Genomic DNA, 17,138 nt, shown 5'->3' with positions numbered 1-17,138 from the left:
CGTGAGCTGTGCATCCGGCACGCCGCGGAGCCGGGCGGACGGATCGGTACGTTCGAATCGTTTGCCGGCCCTCTCACCGACTGGGGAGAGGTGGTCGGGGAGGCAGAGAGCCGTGGTTGGGGCGTCGTCGGCCTGCGCTGCTGACGCTGGTACCGCGTTGTGCGTGCAAAGCCGCATGAGAGAGCATGGTCGATGAACTGCGGGTCTGCGCGGCCCGTGACGCATGCCCAGTTGACCAACCACAGCGCACAACTCAATGGTCCGATACCAGCGAACCGGAATCTTTACGTGTCAGCCCAGGATTACGACAGTCAGCTTCTTGAGTCCGTATCGGTGCGGCGGCGTCGGTTGCGTGATGCCGTGTTGTTCGGGGCGCAGCGGCAGCGGCGCACGGTGGATGAGCGGCTGGGGAAGGCGTTCGCGGGGGTGGTGATCGCCGCTGTGGGGTGTGCCGGGTGTGTGGGGTGGTCGTTCATCGAACACCGGGTGATCGGGAAGGCTCCTTACGGGACGTCTGTGCCCGCCCCGGCCGTACCCTCCGCGCCCGCCTCCGGTAAGGCCACCGGGGCACCGCGGTCTGCGGATTCGGCCCGATGATAGGTTCGAACGCGTGATAACCCGGGGGAATGTGAGCCGTACGGCACTGAGTCGAGTCACATTGGTCGGTGAGCAGCGGCGGGTGGATCTGGTACTGCCGTCCCGGGAGCCGGTCGGGCTGTTGTTGCCCGAGGTGATGCGGCTGCTCGACGACCGGGTGGGCGATCGTCCCCAGGTCCGGCACCTGGTGAAGGCCGACGGCAACGCCCTGGAGCCGGACGACACGCTGGAGTCGGCGGAAGTACCCGACGGCGCGGTGCTGCGGCTGGTGCGGGTTGAGGACGCGCCGTCCGCTCCGGTTGTCCATGACGTGAGTGACGAGGCGGCCGGCGATCTGGATGTGCGGGCCTGGCGGTGGGACGCACGGGCGCGGCGGATCGTGGCCGCAGGGGCGGGCGTGGTGTGGGCACTCGCCGCCGGGGTCGTGGCCCGGCAGGGTTTCGAGGCCGGGGCCGCCGGATGGGGACTCCTTGTGAGTGCCGTGGTGGCCGCGACAGCCGGCGCACTGCTGGGCCGGACCGGGCGCAAGGGGCCCGCCGCGGCTCTGGTCGGTGTGAGTGCCGCTGTGGGCGCCCAGGGCGCTTGGGCGCTGGCCGACGCCCAGGGGTGGTCGGGGGCCGTACGGCTGGCGGCCGTGCTCTCGGTCGTGGTGGTGGCGCTGTTGCTGCTCGGCTGGTTCTCGCCGTTCGGGCGGGGTGCTCTGGTCGGGGCGGGGGCGCTGGCCGGGGCTGGAGCGTGCTGGGAGATGGCGCTCGCCTTCCAGGGCGGCGGGGCGAGTGCGGGTGGATCGGCTCGCGCCGGGGCGTTGCTTGCCGTGGTGTCCGTGGTGGCGCTCGGAGTGCTGCCGCGGTTGGCGCTTGCCGCATCCGGGTTGTCCGGGCTGGACGACCGGCGCTCCGCGGGGGCGTCGGTCAGTCGTTACCAGGTGGCGGCCGCGTTGGCAGCCACTCACCGGGGGCTGGCGTTGGCGACGGTCGTCACCGCGCTCTCGGGCGCCGTTGCCGGAGTGCTGGCGGTGCGTGCCGTGACCGTATGGACGGTGCTGCTGGCCGTTGCCGTGGCGTTCGTCGTCGCGCTGCGGTCGCGTGCCTACCCCCTGATCGCGGAGGTTGTCGCGCTGCTGGCGGCGTCCATGGTGGTGGCGCTGCGGCTGGCCTGGTTGTGGCGGGAGCGCTCCGGAGCCGCGGCTCCGCTCGCGGTTCTCGGCGTGCTGGTCGTGCTGTCCTTGGGTGTGCTGGCCGTGCAGCCTGCCGAGCATGTGCGGGTACGGCTGCGCAGGGCCGGTGATGTGCTGGAGTCGGCCGGTGTGATCGCTCTGTTCCCGCTGCTGCTCGGGGTGTTCGGCGTGTACGGGCGGCTGCTCGGCACCTTCGCCTGAGGAGGTGGCGGCGATGACGACTTCCGGCCGTTGGCAGGACGACGTCCTGCGCGAGCTGAAGAATGCCTCCCCCGAGGACGTCACCAAGCGGGGTTCCTCCAGCGAGGCTCGGCCTCCGCTACCCGCGCGCAACCCGGACGAGGAGCATCCGCGTCCTGGGCAGCCCGGCGACACCTCCGGCATGGAGTACGGCACTGTGTCTGACCCGCGCGCGGGTGCCCCGTCGCCGGTCCCCCTCACGCCGCCTCAAGCACCACCGTGCCCTGAGGCCGAAGCCCAGCCTCTCCATGCCGCAGCGCCGCCGGATGCCTTTGCCGCCGTACGGCCGCCACGCCAGGCCCGGCTGCCCATGGCGACGCCGGAGCCCGTGCCGACACTCGACCCGCGCCTCGCGATAGCGCTCGGATCGCCCAAGCACGGTGACTCGCTGACGCGGCGTTCGGGCCGGTCGCTGCGCAAGCTGACCTCGTCGGCCGCGCAGGAGGTCGCCGAGGAGAGCCGGCTGGGCAGCATGGTGCAGCAGCCGGTGACCACGGGCCGGGTGATCGCCGTGACGTCGATCCGCGGTGGAGTCGGCAAGACCACGACCGCCGCGCTGCTGTCGCGGGCGTTCAGCCACTACCGGCACGACCCCGTACTCGCCCTGGAAGCGGACGCCGCCCTGGGCACGCTGCCGGTGCGCATGGGCGCTCAGTCCGTACGCTGGTCGTGCGTCGAGCTGTCCCGGATCCTTACTCCCTCGATGCAACTGACCGATATCACCGGCTACTTGGTGCCGGTAGCGGACGGCGGCTGGCTGCTGCCCGCCAGCCAGGGGCGGGTGGGCGCCCCCCTGGACGTTGCGACCTACCGCACCGTGACGCTCGCGCTGCGGCGTTACTTCGCCGTCACGGTCGTGGACTGCGAGACGCTGCCCGGCGAGGTGGCCCGTACGGCGATGGACACGGCGCACGCACGTGTGGTCGTCGCTCCGCTCACCGCCGAAGGGGTGGGCGGTACCCGCATCGTCCTGGACTGGCTGGGTGGGCTGCCGCATGCCGCGCTCGCCTCCACCGTCGTGGCTCTCACCTCGAACACACCCGACGCCAACCTCGATCTGAAGGCCGCCACGGCCCATTTGCGGGAAACCGGAGTCACCCTCGTGCATCTGCCCTACGACCGGCACCTGGCCGGTGGCGGACCGATCATGACCGACCGGCTCGGCGAGGCCACCCGCCGCGCTGCCACCCAGCTCGCCGCCGAGTCCCTGCAGAGGGCGGTGCGGGTACGTTGACGCAGCAGCAGGTCCATCGTCCAGCCCGCTCGACGCGTCCGCTGCTCCCGCCGGCGGCCCGCACGATCGAGCCCCCGCCGAACCTGCCCGAAGGCAAGACCGGCAGCCCGGCAACCGCGCTGCTGCCGATGGCCGGCGTCATGAGCTCGGTCGTGATGATGACGGTCATCCGCTCCAGCCAGTTCGCGGGCCTGGGCGCCGTCGTCCTCGTCATCGCGCTGCTCGGCGCGGTCGCCCTGTTCCTGTCCCAGCGCGGCAAGGCACAGCGCCAGCGGCGCATCCAGCGCGAGCGGTACCTTGAGTACCTTGAGGAACTCCGCGCCGAGCTGAGCACGGCCGAGCGCGAGCGCCGCACGGCCGCCCGGATTCTTCACCCCGCCCCGACGGCCCTGTACGACGTCCTGCGTGCTCCCGCCCGGCTGTGGGAGCGGCGCCGCACGGACACAGACTTCCTTCACGTGCGGGTCGGTGTGGGCGACGTTCCTGTGCACGAACTGGCTGTCGGCCAGAACGCGGCCGGGGGCGTGCTCACCCCGCCCGACCCGTTCATGCTGAACGAGGCACGCGCCCTGCAGGCGCGATACAGCACCGTGTCGGACCATCCGCTGACCGTGCCACTGGACCGGGCCGGCAACGTCAGCATCATCGGAGAGCGTGCGGACGTACTGCGCGTCGCCCGGTCCCTGCTCGTGCAGGCCGCGGTGACCCACGCACCGGACGACGTGGCGATCGCGCTCGCCATGCCCGGGGACCGTATGGAGGACTGGGAGTGGGCGAAATGGCTCCCGCATGTTCTCGAGCCGCACAGCGGTGACGGCGCCCTCGAAGCACGGCGCATCGCTCCCGACCCAGCGCAGCTGGCCCAGGTGATCGGCGCGGATCTGGCACGTCGTGCCTCGTACGCGGCGGAGGTGCGCCGAGGGCTGTCCGACGGGAAGGCGCTCGCTCTGACCGGCCGGCTGCTCGTGTTCAGCGACGCGTACGGGGAGAACGCCGCAGACCTTCCGCGCCCGGACGCCGCCGTCGCCCTGGACGACATGGGCGTCACGATGCTGCACCTGCTCGCCGAGCAGATCCATGAACCCGATCACGTCTCCGTGCGCATCATCGTCGACGGCGACCGGGTCGTAGTGGAAGACGTCCGCGGGACGCAGGTCGCACGGACGCACGGCATGGCCGACCACACTGGCCTCGCCGAAGCTGAGGCCCTGGCACGGGCCCTCGCGCCGCTGCGGCTGTCCGCCGAGTCCGCCACCGAAGGCACCCCCGTCTCCGGACCGGTCGACTTCCCGCAGCTGCTCGGCATCGACGACATGGCCGCCCTCGATGTGGCCCGGCAGTGGGCGCCGCGCGGCGAGCGGGACTTCCTGCGCGTCCCGATCGGCCTCGACGACCGCCACCAACCGGTGCTGCTCGACCTGAAGGAATCTGCCGAACTCGGCATGGGCCCACACGGGTTGTGCGTCGGTGCGACCGGCTCCGGCAAGAGCGAACTGCTGCGCACCCTCGTACTCGCACTGGTGACCACGCACGGACCGGAGGATCTGGCAATGGTCCTCGTCGACTACAAGGGCGGAGCCACCTTCGCCCCCTTCGCCGGCCTGCCGCACGTGGCGGGCGTCATCACCAACCTGGAGAACCAGGCCGACCTGGTCGAACGCGTCCACACCTCCCTCGCCGGTGAGATCAAACGCCGCCAGCAGATACTCAAGGACGCCGGCAACATCGCCGACATCAGCCACTACCGCGCGCTACGCGCCGCCAACCGGCCCGACCTCGAACCCCTCCCTCACCTCTTCGTCGTCATCGACGAGTTCGGCGAACTCCTCACCGCCAAACCGGACTTCATCGACCTGTTCCTCTCCATCGGCCGCATCGGCCGCTCCATCGGCGTCCACCTGCTGCTGTCCAGCCAGCGCATCGAAGGCGGCAAACTCAGGGGCCTGGAGACATACCTGTCCTACCGGCTCGGCTTGCGCACGTTCTCGGCGGACGAATCGCGCACGGTCCTGGAGACCACCGACGCCTTCCACCTGCCGCCCCTGCCCGGCTTCGGCTACCTGAAGGTCGACACCTCCACCTACACCCGCTTCAAGGCCGGCTTCGTCTCCGGCGCGTACCGCGGTCCCGTCGTACACGACAGCGCCGCCGACGCCGAACCGCTCGCCTGGCCGTACCCGGCCTTCAACGCCCCGGCACAGGTCCCCATAACGGGAGAAGACGCACCGGCGCCGCGTGAGCGCGAGACCGGGCCGACCGTCCTGGGCGTCGCGGTCGCTCAGCTCACCGAAGCCTCCGAACCAGTACGCCGGATCTGGCTGCCCCCTCTGCCCGAAGCCCTCACCCTCGACACGGCCGCCGGCCCGGTACAGGCATCCCCCGACGGCCTCCGGCTCAGCGTCGCCGACGGCCCGATGCGGGTGCCGCTGGGTGTCCTCGACGATCCCGCCCGGCAGTGGCAGGGCCCGTGGGTGCACGACCTGAACACCGCGGGCGGACACACCGCCGTCATCGGCGGCCCCGCCTCCGGCAAGACGACCCTGCTGCGCACCCTCGCGCTCTCCCTCGCCCTCACCCACACCCCGCGCGACGTCGCCGTCTACGGCCTCGACCTGGCTGGCGGCGGACTGAGCGCCCTCGCGGCCCTGCCGCACGTCGGCGGCATCGCGACCCGCGCCGACCACGAGCGCGCCGCCCGCACCGTCGCCGAAGTCCGCGCCATGCTCGCCGAACGCGAGGAAATCTTCCGCGAGCGCGGCATCGACTCGGTCGACCAGCTGCGAGATCTGCGCGCCAAGGGCGAGCTGCCCCGGCTCGGCTCCACCGACATCGTCCTGCTCATCGACGCATTCGGAGCCCTGCGCGACGAGTTCGCCCACCTCGACGACGACGTGACCGACCTCCTCAAGCGCGGCAGCGGCTACGGCATCCACGTCGTGGCGGGCATGCTCCGCTGGAACGACGTACGCATCGCCACCCAGTCGCTCTTCGGCAGCCGCATCGAACTGCGCCTGAACGACCCGGCGGACTCCTCCGTCGACCGCAAACTCTCCGCGACGCTGTCAGCGGACACCCCGGGCCGGGCACTGACCGACGGCAAACTCTTTGCCCAGACAGCCCTTCCCCGCATCGACACACGCGCTACCACAGGCGACCTCGGCCCCGCCCTCGAACAGGCAGCGGCCGCCCTGCGCGCCACCTGGCACGGCGAACTCGCCCCTCCCGTACGGGTCCTGCCGACCAGACTGCCTGCCCAACGGCTCCCATCGACGGCGGCGGAACCGCACGCGATCCCGATCGGCGTCGACGAGGAGACCCTCTCCCCGACCGTCCTCGACCTCTTCGGCACCGACCAGCACCTGCTCGTCCTCGGCGACAACGAGTGCGGAAAGACGAACCTGCTCAAGCTGATCTCCCACTCCCTCATCGACCGCTACGACAAGGACGGACTGGTCTTCGGCGTGTTCGACCCGCGGCGCGGCCTGCGGGGCGTCATCCCCGAGCCCTACCGAGGCGGCTACGCGCACAACGCCGCGCTCTCCCAGGCACTCGCCACCGGCATCGCCACCGAACTGGCAAAACGCCTTCCGGAGGCCCCCGACCCCGACGCCCTGACCGATGAGCCGTCGTTCACCGGGCCGCGGATCGTGATCCTCGTCGACGACTACGACATCCTCACCGCGGCCGGCCAGCAGCCCCTCACCCCGTTCCTGCCCTACATCTCCTCGGCCCGCGACATCGGCCTGCACTTCGTCGTCGCCCGCCGGGTCGCCGGAGCCTCGCGGGCCCTGTACGAGCCGTTCCTGACGGCACTGCGCGAAACCGGAACCGCCTCCCTGGTCATGACGGGCGACCGCACCGAAGGCCAGCTCTTCCCCGGCCTGTACGCCTCTACTCAGCCGCCCGGCCGCGGCACCCTGGTCCGCCGCGGCCACCGCCACCAGCTGATCCAGACCGCCCTCGCACCCGAGCCCGAGCCAACGGAGACTCCGGCATGACCAAGGACGCCATCGCGCTCACCGAGAAGATGCCCGACGCCGGAACGCTGCTGGCCGCCCTGTACGCCGGCGGACCCAACCTGAGTCTGACCGCCACCGACGACGGCGCGGTCATCCACCTGTGCACAGCGGCCGGCCGCCCCCTGGTCTCCGTCGAATCCCCGCTCCTGGTCCACGTGCCAGGCGAGGCCGAACGCCTCCTCGGCCCCCACATCACCCCACCACAACCGCCGTACTGGTGGACCGAGACACGCGCCTCAACCGCGATACCAGCGGCAGAACCCCTCGCCGGTTCGTTCTGCGGACGCCTGACGATGCTGCTCGGCGGAACAACCTGGCCACGCGAGGTCGCCGACACTGCGGTCGTACAGATGCCCCCGGACAGCGACGACGTCACCGCCACCCCACTGCCGGACGGGGCCCTGCCCACCATCGACGTCCTCACTGAATCCACCGCGGTGGTCATCACCGACCGCCCCGTACTCGGCCTCACCACGTGGCTGTCCGACGTCCTACGCGCCACGGCCGCCTCCAACCGGGCCCTTCATATCGTCACTCCACCCCATGTCCGACTCACCATCCCGCTGCGCACAGCCCTCGTCGGCGCACCGAACCGCTGGATCGTCAAGGATCCAACGGGCGGCTACTACGACGGCCTCTCGGGCGCCGAACTCGCCTGGCAAGACGGCACCTTCGCGCCGACAGCCACGCTGGCGAAGGTCGCGGACGCTTTCACGCGAGGCGCGCAGCACACCGAAGAACGCCGACTCACCGTGGCGCTGCGTACCGTCCGCTCCCCCGACGCCGACCTCGTACTCGGCACAGTCCTGGAAGCAACCTGGCGCCACCTGACAGGAGCCCCGCCCACCGGCTGGGGCACAGCCGAACCGATCAACCTCCCCTGGTCAACCCGCCAGCTGACAGACCTGGCCCGCAACCGCTCCCCACAACCCACCCACGCCCTCGTCATCGGCTCCCCCGACCGACCAGCCATCGCGACCCACCGCACGTCACGCACCACGGCCGGCATCGCCGAGGACATCACGCTCACGGTCGGATACCCGACAGCCGAGCAGGTCCCTCTGGACGCGATCGAGGCACTGGCCGCCGAACTCGTCGGCACCCATGGCCTGAGGACCATGCTGACGACACTGACCGCAGCCGACGCGGATCTGACCCTGGCTCCTGTTCTCACCAGCCCGCCGATCCCCGTCACGTTCACCCTCGGCACCAGAGACACCCAAGCCATAGGACTCACCCACGCCCGCCGCCCCCCGCTCACGTTTAGGCCCGTACAGCTCGGCACAGCCACAGCCCCGGCCCTGCACTACTCCCTCGGCGACGGAACCGACGCCGCCGCCTGGCCGGTGCTCCAGACCCTCATCGCACACCTCAAGGCCGGTACCCCAGGTACGGGGTGATCAGACGGTGCCGGCCACGGGGTCTCGCCTCGAGGCCCATAGCTATGCGGAGGCCAACTCAGGGGAATCCGCTTCCATCCTGGTATCTGCGAGACGCTTCCATGGCGCAGAGGCGCCCTTGACCAAGGTCCACGGGAACTGTTCCGTTAGGGAAGCTGTGGCGTCGGACGGGGGTAGCCTTCGTGACCAGGTCGGTTAGCGGTTCGTGGTGTTTCGTCAACGGCACCGAGACGGTGTCGCGCACGCACCCGGCTGCAAGGGCCTTCGTATGAGAGTCCGACGCGGGATCGCGATCGGCGTCATCGCCGGAGCTGGCGCAGTGACCACACTGCTGGTCGGGCTAGTTACAAACGCGGTATCTGGTAAGTCGCGGTGGCCCGGTTGGCTGGGCTGGTTACAGGACCACCCCTGGTCCTCGTTCGTCGCGCTGGGCGTGGCGATGGCGGGGCTGACGGCCCTGCTCGCAGGGCTCTCCGAGACGCGGCCTCCCATGTCATCGGGGCGGCGAGAAGATGGAGAGGGGCCGCCGGAAGCCGCCCATGTGCTTCGCTCGTTGCCGCGCGACACCGCTGCGTTCACGGACCGTACTGCGGAGCTGGAGCTGCTGGTGGGCGCGGTGCGCGACTCGCAGGAGCGTGACGCCCCTCTGCCAGTTCATGTGATCGACGGTATGCCGGGCGTCGGGAAAACCACCTTCGCCGTGCATGCCGGACACCTGCTATCCGAGCGGTTTCCCGACGGGCAGCTCTTCGTGAACCTCAACGGACACACGCCGGGGCGCAGCCCAGTGCAGGCCGGCGAGGCGCTGGCCTCGCTTCTCTCGGCAGCCGGCGTACCGACGCAGCAGATACCTGTCGGGGACGACGTCGGAGCGGTCACTGAGGCCCGGGCCGCCATGTGGCGGAGCAGGCTCGCGGACAAGAAGGCGCTGCTCATTCTCGACAACGCGGCCAGCTACCGACAGCTGGAGCCACTGCTTCCCGGTGGGAGCGGGTGCCTGGTGTTGGTGACCAGCCGCAAGCGGCTGGTGGCGAACGAGGAGGTTGTCATGTCGGTGGACGCGCTGCCGCCGGCTCACTCTGTCGACCTCTTCGTTCGACTCAGTGGACGGCCGACCGAGGCGCTCGACCGGGACGTGGTGGACGATTTGGTGCGACTGTGCGGATGTCTGCCGCTGGGGGTGTCGCTGCTCGCGGCACGGCTGCGGCACCATCCGTCCTGGACCGCCGAGGACCTGCGCGGGAGACTGGTGGCGGCGCGGGACCGACTGGGAGAGCTGCGCGCCGGGGAACGCGCCGTCACCGCGACGTTCGATCTCTCCTACCGAGATCTCACGCCGGAGCGGCAGCGCTTCTTCAGGCAACTCGGCTTCTTCCCGGGCACGGATCTCGACACCCACGTCGGGGCGGCCCTGGGTGAAGTCTCGGTCGCGGTGGCCCGTCGGCACCTCGAAGTGCTCTACGACGACCACCTGATCGACGAGCACCCGGGGAGCCGCTACCGGCTGCACGATCTCCTGCGTGACTACGCCCGCGGCCTCGCCGCCGAGGGAGACAGCATGGACCACGTACAGGCCGTCCAGCGTGTGTGCACCTACTACCTGGCAGCTCTCGCCGTCGCGAACAGGCACATCGTGCGCAGCGGTGCCGCAGTACCACCAGCGCCGGACGACGCGTCGCAGGTCGAGACCCCGGCCTTGGAGTCGCGGGTAGATGCACTGAACTGGCTGGAGACCGAGCGGGCCAACATCCTGGCCTGCGTCAGGCGGGCGAACGGTCTAGCTCTGTACGACCTCGTGGTCCGGCTCGCCGCGGCCATGGCGCCCTTCCTGCGCCAGGCCGGCCCCTGGGACCAGGCCGTCGGGCTCCACCGGACCGCCGCCGAGGCCGCCCGCCACACCGGCGACCAGCGGGCCCGCGGCGACGCTCTCGCCGAACTCGGTGTCGTACGCCGCTTCATGGCCGCCTACCCACAGGCGATCGAAGCCCTTAACGACGCCGTGACGGCGTACGAAGCGGTCGACGAACGGCGCGGCAAGGCGGACGCCCTGAACCAGCTCGGCATTGTTTGGTACCTGACCGCGGACAACGAGGACGCGGCTCGCGCCCAGTCCGAGGCCCTCGCCCTCTACCGTGAGCTGGGGTACCGGCTCGGACAGGCGAATGCGCTCGCGGATCTCGGCATGACACACCGGCAGTTGAGTCGGTTCGACGCTGCGGTGGAGGCGCAGGGCGAGGCTCTGGCGATCTACCGGGAACTCGGTGACCGGTACGGGGAAGGGAACTCCCTGCGGGACCTGGGCGTCGTGCACTGCCTCATGGGCGCGTACGACCTGGCCACGCGACATCACCAGGAAGCGTTCGACATCTACCTGGAGCTGGACGACCGTGTGCACCAGGCTTACGCGCTGAACGAGTTAGGCGTCGTCCGACGGCTGACCGGAGACATCGACGGAGCCCGGACGGCGCACAGCCAGGCTCTGACGTACTTCTCCGAGCTCGGTGAACGGTTCGGTCGTACGAACAGCGTCCGTCACCTTGGCGTCGTGCACCGTGTGTCCGGAGATGCGACGGAGGCGATCCGGCTTCTGGAAGAGGCACTGGACGCCTACCGGGAGCTTGGCAGCCGCGGCGGTGAGGCCGCCTCGCTCAGCGAGCTGGGCGTGGCGCGCGGCATTGTCGGCGAGCGCGCCGGCGCGACCGAAGCCTTCCAACGCGGTTTGGAGATCCTGCGGGCATTGGGCGACCGGTGCGGCCAGGCAGAAGTACTGAACCACTGGGGGATGCTGCTGCTCACCTCCGGTGAACCGACAGCCGCCCGTCGGCACTTCGACCAGGCACTCACGCTCGCGCGGGACATCCGCTGCCCGCTGGAGGAAGCGCACGCGCTGGAGGGCATCGGCCGCTGCGACTGGACGATCGACGGGCCTGGCCACGGCGTGGGCTCGCTGCGAGCCGCCGTGACCGTGTACCGGCGGTTGGGGGTGCGCGGGGCCGCGGACGACATCGAACGGTTGCTGGTGCCGTGGTCTGGTTGACGCCGTCCATGTGGCCGAATTCCCGGTGCTGGTCCGGTCGTTGAGGATGCTACGTTTCCGGCTGCTCTGTCCCTTCAACCCCGTCCTACCGTGCCGCCTCCGGCACGTACCACACGAGGAGCGTTGAATGCCGTCACCCACGTTCGTAACCGAGCCACATACCATCACGCCCGCCGGCCGGACGTGCGTGGAGCCGGTGACGGGCGCCACAGCCGTCCTGGACCGCGTGGCCGCCCGCGTACGGCAGCGGCTGGTGGCCGAGCAGGCCGCGACGAACCGGGGCGGCGACGGGGCCCACGCAGCCTCGCTCATCTGGCCCTGGCCCTTGTGAGCGCGCCCACTCGATGACGCGCCCCGAAGTCCTCGCGCCTTTCCGGACGTTCATCCTCAAGGTTGCCAACCGCTGCAACATCGACTGCGACTATTGCTTCGTCTTCAACTCCAAGGACCAAACAGCGCGGCGTCTGCCCGCCCGGATGGACCTGGACGTGGTCCGGGGGGCTGCTCGGCGTATCGGTGAGCACGCCGCAGCACACGCCCTGCCGACTGCCCATGTCGTGCTTCATGGCGGGGAGCCGCTGCTGGCCGGCGTCCGGCACATGGCAGACCTGCTGGGCGCCGTCCGGGACGGTGTGCCGACCCGGACGACGGTCCGCTTCGAACTCCAGACCAACGGGACCCTACTGTCTGGTGCCTGGCTGGATCTCTTCGAGCGGTACGGGGTGGCGGTGGGGGTCAGCCTCGACGGGCCTACGAGCGCCAACGACCGACACCGGTTGACCCACGCGGGGCGGTCGAGCGCCGCGTCTGCCGTGCGCGGCATCGAGCTCGTGCGGTCCCGACCGCACCTGTTCGCGGGGCTGCTCGCCGTCGTGGACCTGGCCAACGACCCAGTTGAGGTCCACGACTACCTGGCGGCGTTCGAGCCGCCTGTGATCGACTTCGGCCTTCCGCACGCGACCCACGACGACCCGCCACACCGCACGAACCCGAGCGTGCCCGAGTACGGGCTGTGGATGAGCAGGGTGTACGACGCCTGGCTCGCCCGGCCCGAGTACCGGCACAGCGTCCGAATGCTGGAGGACATCGTGGCCCTCAGCTCCGGCGTGCGCGGATCGGTAGAGACGCTCGGCCTGGCCCCGCCCACGAGCGTTGTGATCGAGTCCGACGGCTCCATCGAGGCCGTGGACACCCTGCGGTCGGTCGAGGAGGGCGCCTCCTGGCTCGGTCTCGACGTCTTCCAACACTCCTTCGACGACGCTCTGTCGCATCCGAAACTGATGCACCGGCAATACGGCAGGGACGCGCTCGCCGCGAAGTGCCGTGCCTGCCCGCTCGTCGAGGTGTGTGGCGGTGGTTATCTCCCGCATCGCTTCAGCACAGCCCAGGACTACAGGAATCCGTCCGTCTACTGCGCAGACCTGGAGTACCTCATCCGGCATGTCCAGGACTCCTTGCGACAGCACGGCTGGAACGCGCATGCGCAGGCCGCCTCGTCGCTATAGGCGCGTGCGGCGTACCGCCAACGGGGATTAGGCGTTGGTACGAACGAGAGCAGCAGCGACCGAAGCTATCGAGGAACAAAGGAGGCGCCGATGACTGTGACCATCCGGCCTGCCGAGAAGCGGGACGTCCTGGCCGTGGCCGAGCTGATCGAGGAGATCGAACGGTTCTACGGCGCGATCGACAGCGGCATCCAGCGACTGGAGGAACGCCGCACCCAGGTTGAGGAGGCGCTGTTCGGCTCGCCGCCGCTGGCGTCTGCGCTGCTCGTCGAGGACGAGATCGGGGACATCGTGGGTCTCGCCGCCTACTCGTTCCTCTGGCCGGCCGCCGGATCCTCACACTCCCTGTTCCTCAAAGAGTTGTACGTCCGTGGCAACCTCCGACGACAGGGCATCGGGGTACGTCTCATGGACGAACTCCGTGCCATCGCCGCGGCGCGCCCTGGGTGCAGCCGCGTGGAATGGATGACCGACAGTGACAATCCAGGTGCACGGGCCTTCTACAAGTCACTCGGGTTCGCCGAGTACGACGGAAAGATCGTCTACCGGGTCGACTCCGGCACTGCATGAGGGTGGAGCGAGGCCAGCGGTAGTAGAGAGCTCCGGCGAGTGCGGCAGCAGAATCGTCATCCGGCTCGGATGAGTGCGCGCACAGGCTTGACTCGTACGACCACATGGCCAAGGCCGACGTACGGCCACCATGGTGGGGAGTCTCAAATGCTCCCCGACCGCCGCGCTCTGATTCCACCCTGCTCTCGCTGCGATGGGCGCGACCGCACCCTGCCAACGGCCGCGCCAACAAGCGTCAGTAAGTGATGACGAGCCGCGCGGAAGGCCGGTTGATCACAGCTCCGCTGGCGATGTCGCTGTCTGGTGTGTCCGCAGGGTAGGCGGTGACCACGGGTTCGGCGGTCCTGGCTGGGCTCCAGGCGCGGATCTGCGCGCAGATGCGCTCCGCGAGATCGGCGCCAGCCGGGCCATAGCCGACGGCCCCCAGCCGGAACCGGGGCTCGGCGCCCGCGTCTTCGGCGGTCCGCTCCAGAGTGAGGTACGCGATCGAGTCACCCTCGACGAGGGCGGGGCTCAGGGCCGGCGAGGCTGGCCGATGAAGGCCCGCCTCCATCGCTGCGGGCTTCGCAGTGATGCGGCAGGTCGCTCGCTCGGTGGCGCTCAGGCGCAGCCAGACGCCGTCGAACGACTCGACGGGGCCGACCGTCGCATCGGTCCAGACGACCGACTTCGGTCGGGTGAGCGAGTCGCGCAGGAGTTCCGGGACGATGGGCTGGTCCTCGTCCCAGTACAGCCTGACATGCCGACTGTCGTCGATGTAGTCGTTACGCTCTCCACCCTGGCCGATCACCGGGAGGAACCCGCACATCTTCACGGAGTCGGAGCACATCCGGTCCTTCACACGCCGGAAGGCCACGGACCTGGACAGTCCGCGCCAGCGCAGCGGAACCACGAGTCGTCCGCCAACGGCGAGCTGGTCCCACCAGGCACCGGGGAGGTCCCACATCCCGACCGTGGCGATCATTCGGTCGTAGGGGCCGAGCTCCGGGGCACCGAGGGCGCCGTCCCTTGTGACCACACGAACATCTCCATATCCGTTGGCGTCCAGCATCCGGCGAGCGTAGGCGGTCACGTCAGCGTCGATATCGCACGTGGTGACTTGTCCCGACGTCCCGGTGAGGTACTTCAGCAAGGCGGCGTTGTAGCCGGTGCCGGCCCCGACCTCGAAGACGTTGTCACCTTCGCGGACCGCGAGCTGGACCAGCATGAAGTGCACGACATCGGGCTGGGAGGCACAGCTCAGTGGAAGTGCATCCTCGTCTGGGTTCTCCTTGATCGTCACGCTCGTGTTGGCGTATGCCTCCTCGATGGTCGCGTCGGGGAGGAAGGCGTGGCGGGGTACGGTCCGCATGGCGGTTTCGACGCGTGCGTCGCGGAGGCCGGAGACGTCCTCCCTCAGGATGTCGTCGACCAGACGGTTGCGCAGGTCTTCTGGAGAGGCGCCGGTGGTGGTTTTCATCGTGTCCTTCCGCAAGTACCCGGCCATGCATGTGGCAGGGGCAGATCGTACTGATTTGTTCTGGGGGTCGGATGTGGTGCGCAGTGTCATCCCCTCAGCAGCAGGCATTGATCCCAGGGCACCGCGGGTGTCGTGTCGACAGGGTCGGCGAATCGGACCAGGTGGATGCCTGCCGTGCCGTCCATCAGGCCCGCGCCGGCCGGTAGTCCGCTGTGGTCCAGGTGCTCGTCGAGCCGGGCGTGCAGGCGAGGTAGATATCCCGCGAGTTGATCGTCAACGGCATCGGCGGCGGCCCGGGAGACGATCTGGATGAGCCCTGCCCAGCCGTGGCAGACGGATGCGTCGGTGAGCTGAGCGAGCTGCTTGTCGTCGGCCAAACATCCGGCCAGGGCCTGTTCGGCCTGGCGTTGCCGGTCGCGGTCGCCGAGGGCGAGGCTGGCGAGTTGTTGGGCGCGAGCGATGCCGGGAGTGCCGTAGCACCAGGATGGGCGTCTCGGTCCTGGGCGCTGGAGTGCGCCGCGTCGGTATTCGGCCCTGGTGATCAGATCCGGCCACCAGGCGTGCGAGCCCGTGCCGGTGCGCCAGCGGTCGAGCCACTCGCAGATCCGTGTGATGGCCTGTGTATGCCCCGCCACCTGGTGGCCATGACGCAATGCCGTAGCCAGCAGTACCAGCGGCCCTGCGATGCCGTGGGCAAGGCCGAAGTTGCCGTGTCCGCCGGGCCATCGCGGCGTCGGTCGCAGTTCGGGGCTGTCGCCGGTCCACCAGCCGGGCATGGGCTGCGATTCGATGATGATCGGTTCGGTCAGTCGCACCAGATAGGCCAGGGTGTCTCGCAGTTCCCTCTTGTGGCCGCGGTGCAGGTGGTACGTACCCAGGCCGGTCATTCCGCTGATGAGGTCGTACTCGCCCAGGCTGGGCAACGTGCCACGGTCGATGCGGGCGTGTGCCTCCTTCAGTCGGTGGCGCGTGACATCGGCGAGGTGCCTGTCCAAGGTCGTCAGGGCACGTGCGGCGGTGCTCGTCTGCATGAAGCTGAGGACGTAGGCGACAGCCGGGGCGCCCTCATACAGGCCGCATGCTTCGGGGGCGGCCTGGATCGGGCCCTTGACCATGGCGGCGGCCCACGGCCGGAGCGCGTCCCGGTCCTCCTGGCCGGCGCGGGCTCTGACGGCGTGCAGCAGGGCGACTCCCGCTGCCCCGGAGTACAGCGACTGGCCCCAGCCGGGCCTGGTGGGTGTGGGCGGTGCGTCGTGGTTCATCAGCGGCTCTCCCCCGGCCAGGCGGCCCACGCGACGGCGGACTGACGGGCCAGGCGCCGACAGATCCGCTCGTCCTCCTGATCCAGGCCGCGCAGGCGGTTGTGGTGCATGTGCAGCAGGGACTCGAGGACGGCGTCGAGGTTCATGCTCTCGGTGAGGTGCTCGCGGTACAGCGCCAGGGCCACGGCGCGGCGATGCCACGCGTGGGCGAGCGCGTCGCCCCAGCCGCGGGCCCGGGGCGTAGAGCGGCGGACGAGTTCGATGGCCTGGTCGCTGACGTCTCGCTCGACGCGGGCCGGAGGCGCGGGGCGGTTCGCCAGCCACCGCATGCCCTCGTCGGGACCGAGCAGGCCGCAGGCGACATCCACCATCCCCACGGCGGCCAGCGCGCGTCCGTCGATGCCGCTGGCTCCCAGAGCCTGCAGGGCAGCGATGGTGTAGGCCGAGTCGGCCGTGAACACCGACTCGACACCGCGCAGGGCCGCGCCCGGGCCGTAGCGGCCGATCTCCGGGGTGTACGTGTCGAACACGAGCCTGCTGCTGAACCCCTCGCGGCGCAGCCCGGCAGCCCGGCAGCCCAGCGGGCGACGAGCTCGGTGTAGGTGGCGTACTGCCCGGGGCCGCGGGTGCGGATGCGC

At 70.0% G+C, this 17,138-nt stretch carries 12 protein-coding genes; 9 read left to right on the top strand and 3 right to left on the bottom strand.

The features are described from left to right. The first annotated feature begins 288 nt into the window (after positions 1-288). From ACWDEN_RS13045 to haaN, 9 genes are all read left to right on the top strand, one after another. On the top strand, positions 289-597 hold the full coding sequence (locus ACWDEN_RS13045; RefSeq protein ID WP_450858927.1) for a hypothetical protein: 309 nt from the start codon (positions 289-291) through the stop codon (positions 595-597). A 13-nt stretch (positions 598-610) separates the two neighbouring features. After that, entirely contained in the window at positions 611-1,975 is a 1,365-nt protein-coding gene (eccD, locus tag ACWDEN_RS13040) for a type VII secretion integral membrane protein EccD (protein WP_450858858.1), read from the top strand. A 13-nt stretch (positions 1,976-1,988) separates the two neighbouring features. After that, positions 1,989-3,248 carry a nucleotide-binding protein gene (locus tag ACWDEN_RS13035; protein ID WP_351620911.1) on the top strand — a complete coding sequence of 420 codons (1,260 nt, stop codon included), beginning with the start codon at positions 1,989-1,991 and terminating at the stop codon, positions 3,246-3,248. Next, positions 3,245-7,246 carry a type VII secretion protein EccCa gene (gene eccCa, locus ACWDEN_RS13030; protein ID WP_450858856.1) on the top strand — a complete coding sequence of 1,334 codons (4,002 nt, stop codon included), beginning with the start codon at positions 3,245-3,247 and terminating at the stop codon, positions 7,244-7,246. The genes ACWDEN_RS13035 and eccCa overlap by 4 nt, the downstream gene beginning before the upstream one ends. After that, a complete protein-coding gene (locus ACWDEN_RS13025) occupies positions 7,243-8,667 on the top strand; it encodes a DUF6177 family protein (protein WP_450858854.1) in 1,425 nt (474 codons plus the stop codon). Before eccCa ends, ACWDEN_RS13025 begins: the two co-directional genes overlap by 4 nt. A gap of 268 nt (positions 8,668-8,935) precedes the next feature. After that, positions 8,936-11,704 carry a cyclophane-containing RiPP biosynthesis TPR protein HaaT gene (gene haaT / locus ACWDEN_RS13020; RefSeq protein WP_450858852.1) on the top strand — a complete coding sequence of 923 codons (2,769 nt, stop codon included), beginning with the start codon at positions 8,936-8,938 and terminating at the stop codon, positions 11,702-11,704. 127 nt (positions 11,705-11,831) lie between these two features. After that, positions 11,832-12,035, top strand: coding sequence for a HaaA family cyclophane-containing RiPP peptide (gene haaA, locus ACWDEN_RS13015; protein WP_450858850.1), 204 nt, complete (start codon positions 11,832-11,834; stop codon positions 12,033-12,035). A gap of 13 nt (positions 12,036-12,048) precedes the next feature. Continuing rightward, positions 12,049-13,209: an FxsB family cyclophane-forming radical SAM/SPASM peptide maturase gene (locus tag ACWDEN_RS13010; protein WP_450858848.1), complete on the top strand. Its 1,161-nt coding sequence runs from the start codon at positions 12,049-12,051 to the stop codon at positions 13,207-13,209. A 90-nt stretch (positions 13,210-13,299) separates the two neighbouring features. After that, the gene (haaN, locus tag ACWDEN_RS13005) at positions 13,300-13,779 is read left to right on the top strand and encodes a cyclophane-containing RiPP N-acetyltransferase HaaN (RefSeq protein ID WP_450858846.1); all 480 of its coding nucleotides are present in this window, start codon (positions 13,300-13,302) and stop codon (positions 13,777-13,779) included. Positions 13,780-14,014: 235 nt separating this feature from the next. Here haaN and fxlM read toward each other — a convergent pair whose 3' ends face one another. The 3 genes from fxlM to ACWDEN_RS12990 form a co-directional block, all read right to left on the bottom strand. Further along, the gene (fxlM, locus tag ACWDEN_RS13000; RefSeq protein ID WP_450858844.1) at positions 14,015-15,238 is read right to left on the bottom strand and encodes a methyltransferase, FxLD system; all 1,224 of its coding nucleotides are present in this window, start codon (positions 15,236-15,238) and stop codon (positions 14,015-14,017) included. Positions 15,239-15,324: 86 nt separating this feature from the next. Beyond that, positions 15,325-16,500, bottom strand: a complete 1,176-nt coding sequence (locus ACWDEN_RS12995) for a lanthionine synthetase C family protein (protein WP_450858842.1) — start codon at positions 16,498-16,500, stop codon at positions 15,325-15,327. Next, positions 16,500-17,060: a thiopeptide-type bacteriocin biosynthesis protein gene (locus ACWDEN_RS12990; RefSeq protein ID WP_450858925.1), complete on the bottom strand. Its 561-nt coding sequence runs from the start codon at positions 17,058-17,060 to the stop codon at positions 16,500-16,502. Before ACWDEN_RS12990 ends, ACWDEN_RS12995 begins: the two co-directional genes overlap by 1 nt. Between the last annotated feature and the right edge of the window lie 78 nt (positions 17,061-17,138).

The organism is Streptomyces sp. NPDC001153 (genome assembly GCF_053598315.1).
Note: the sequence above shows the minus strand (reverse complement) of the source record. Positions and strands in the feature narration are given on the sequence as shown.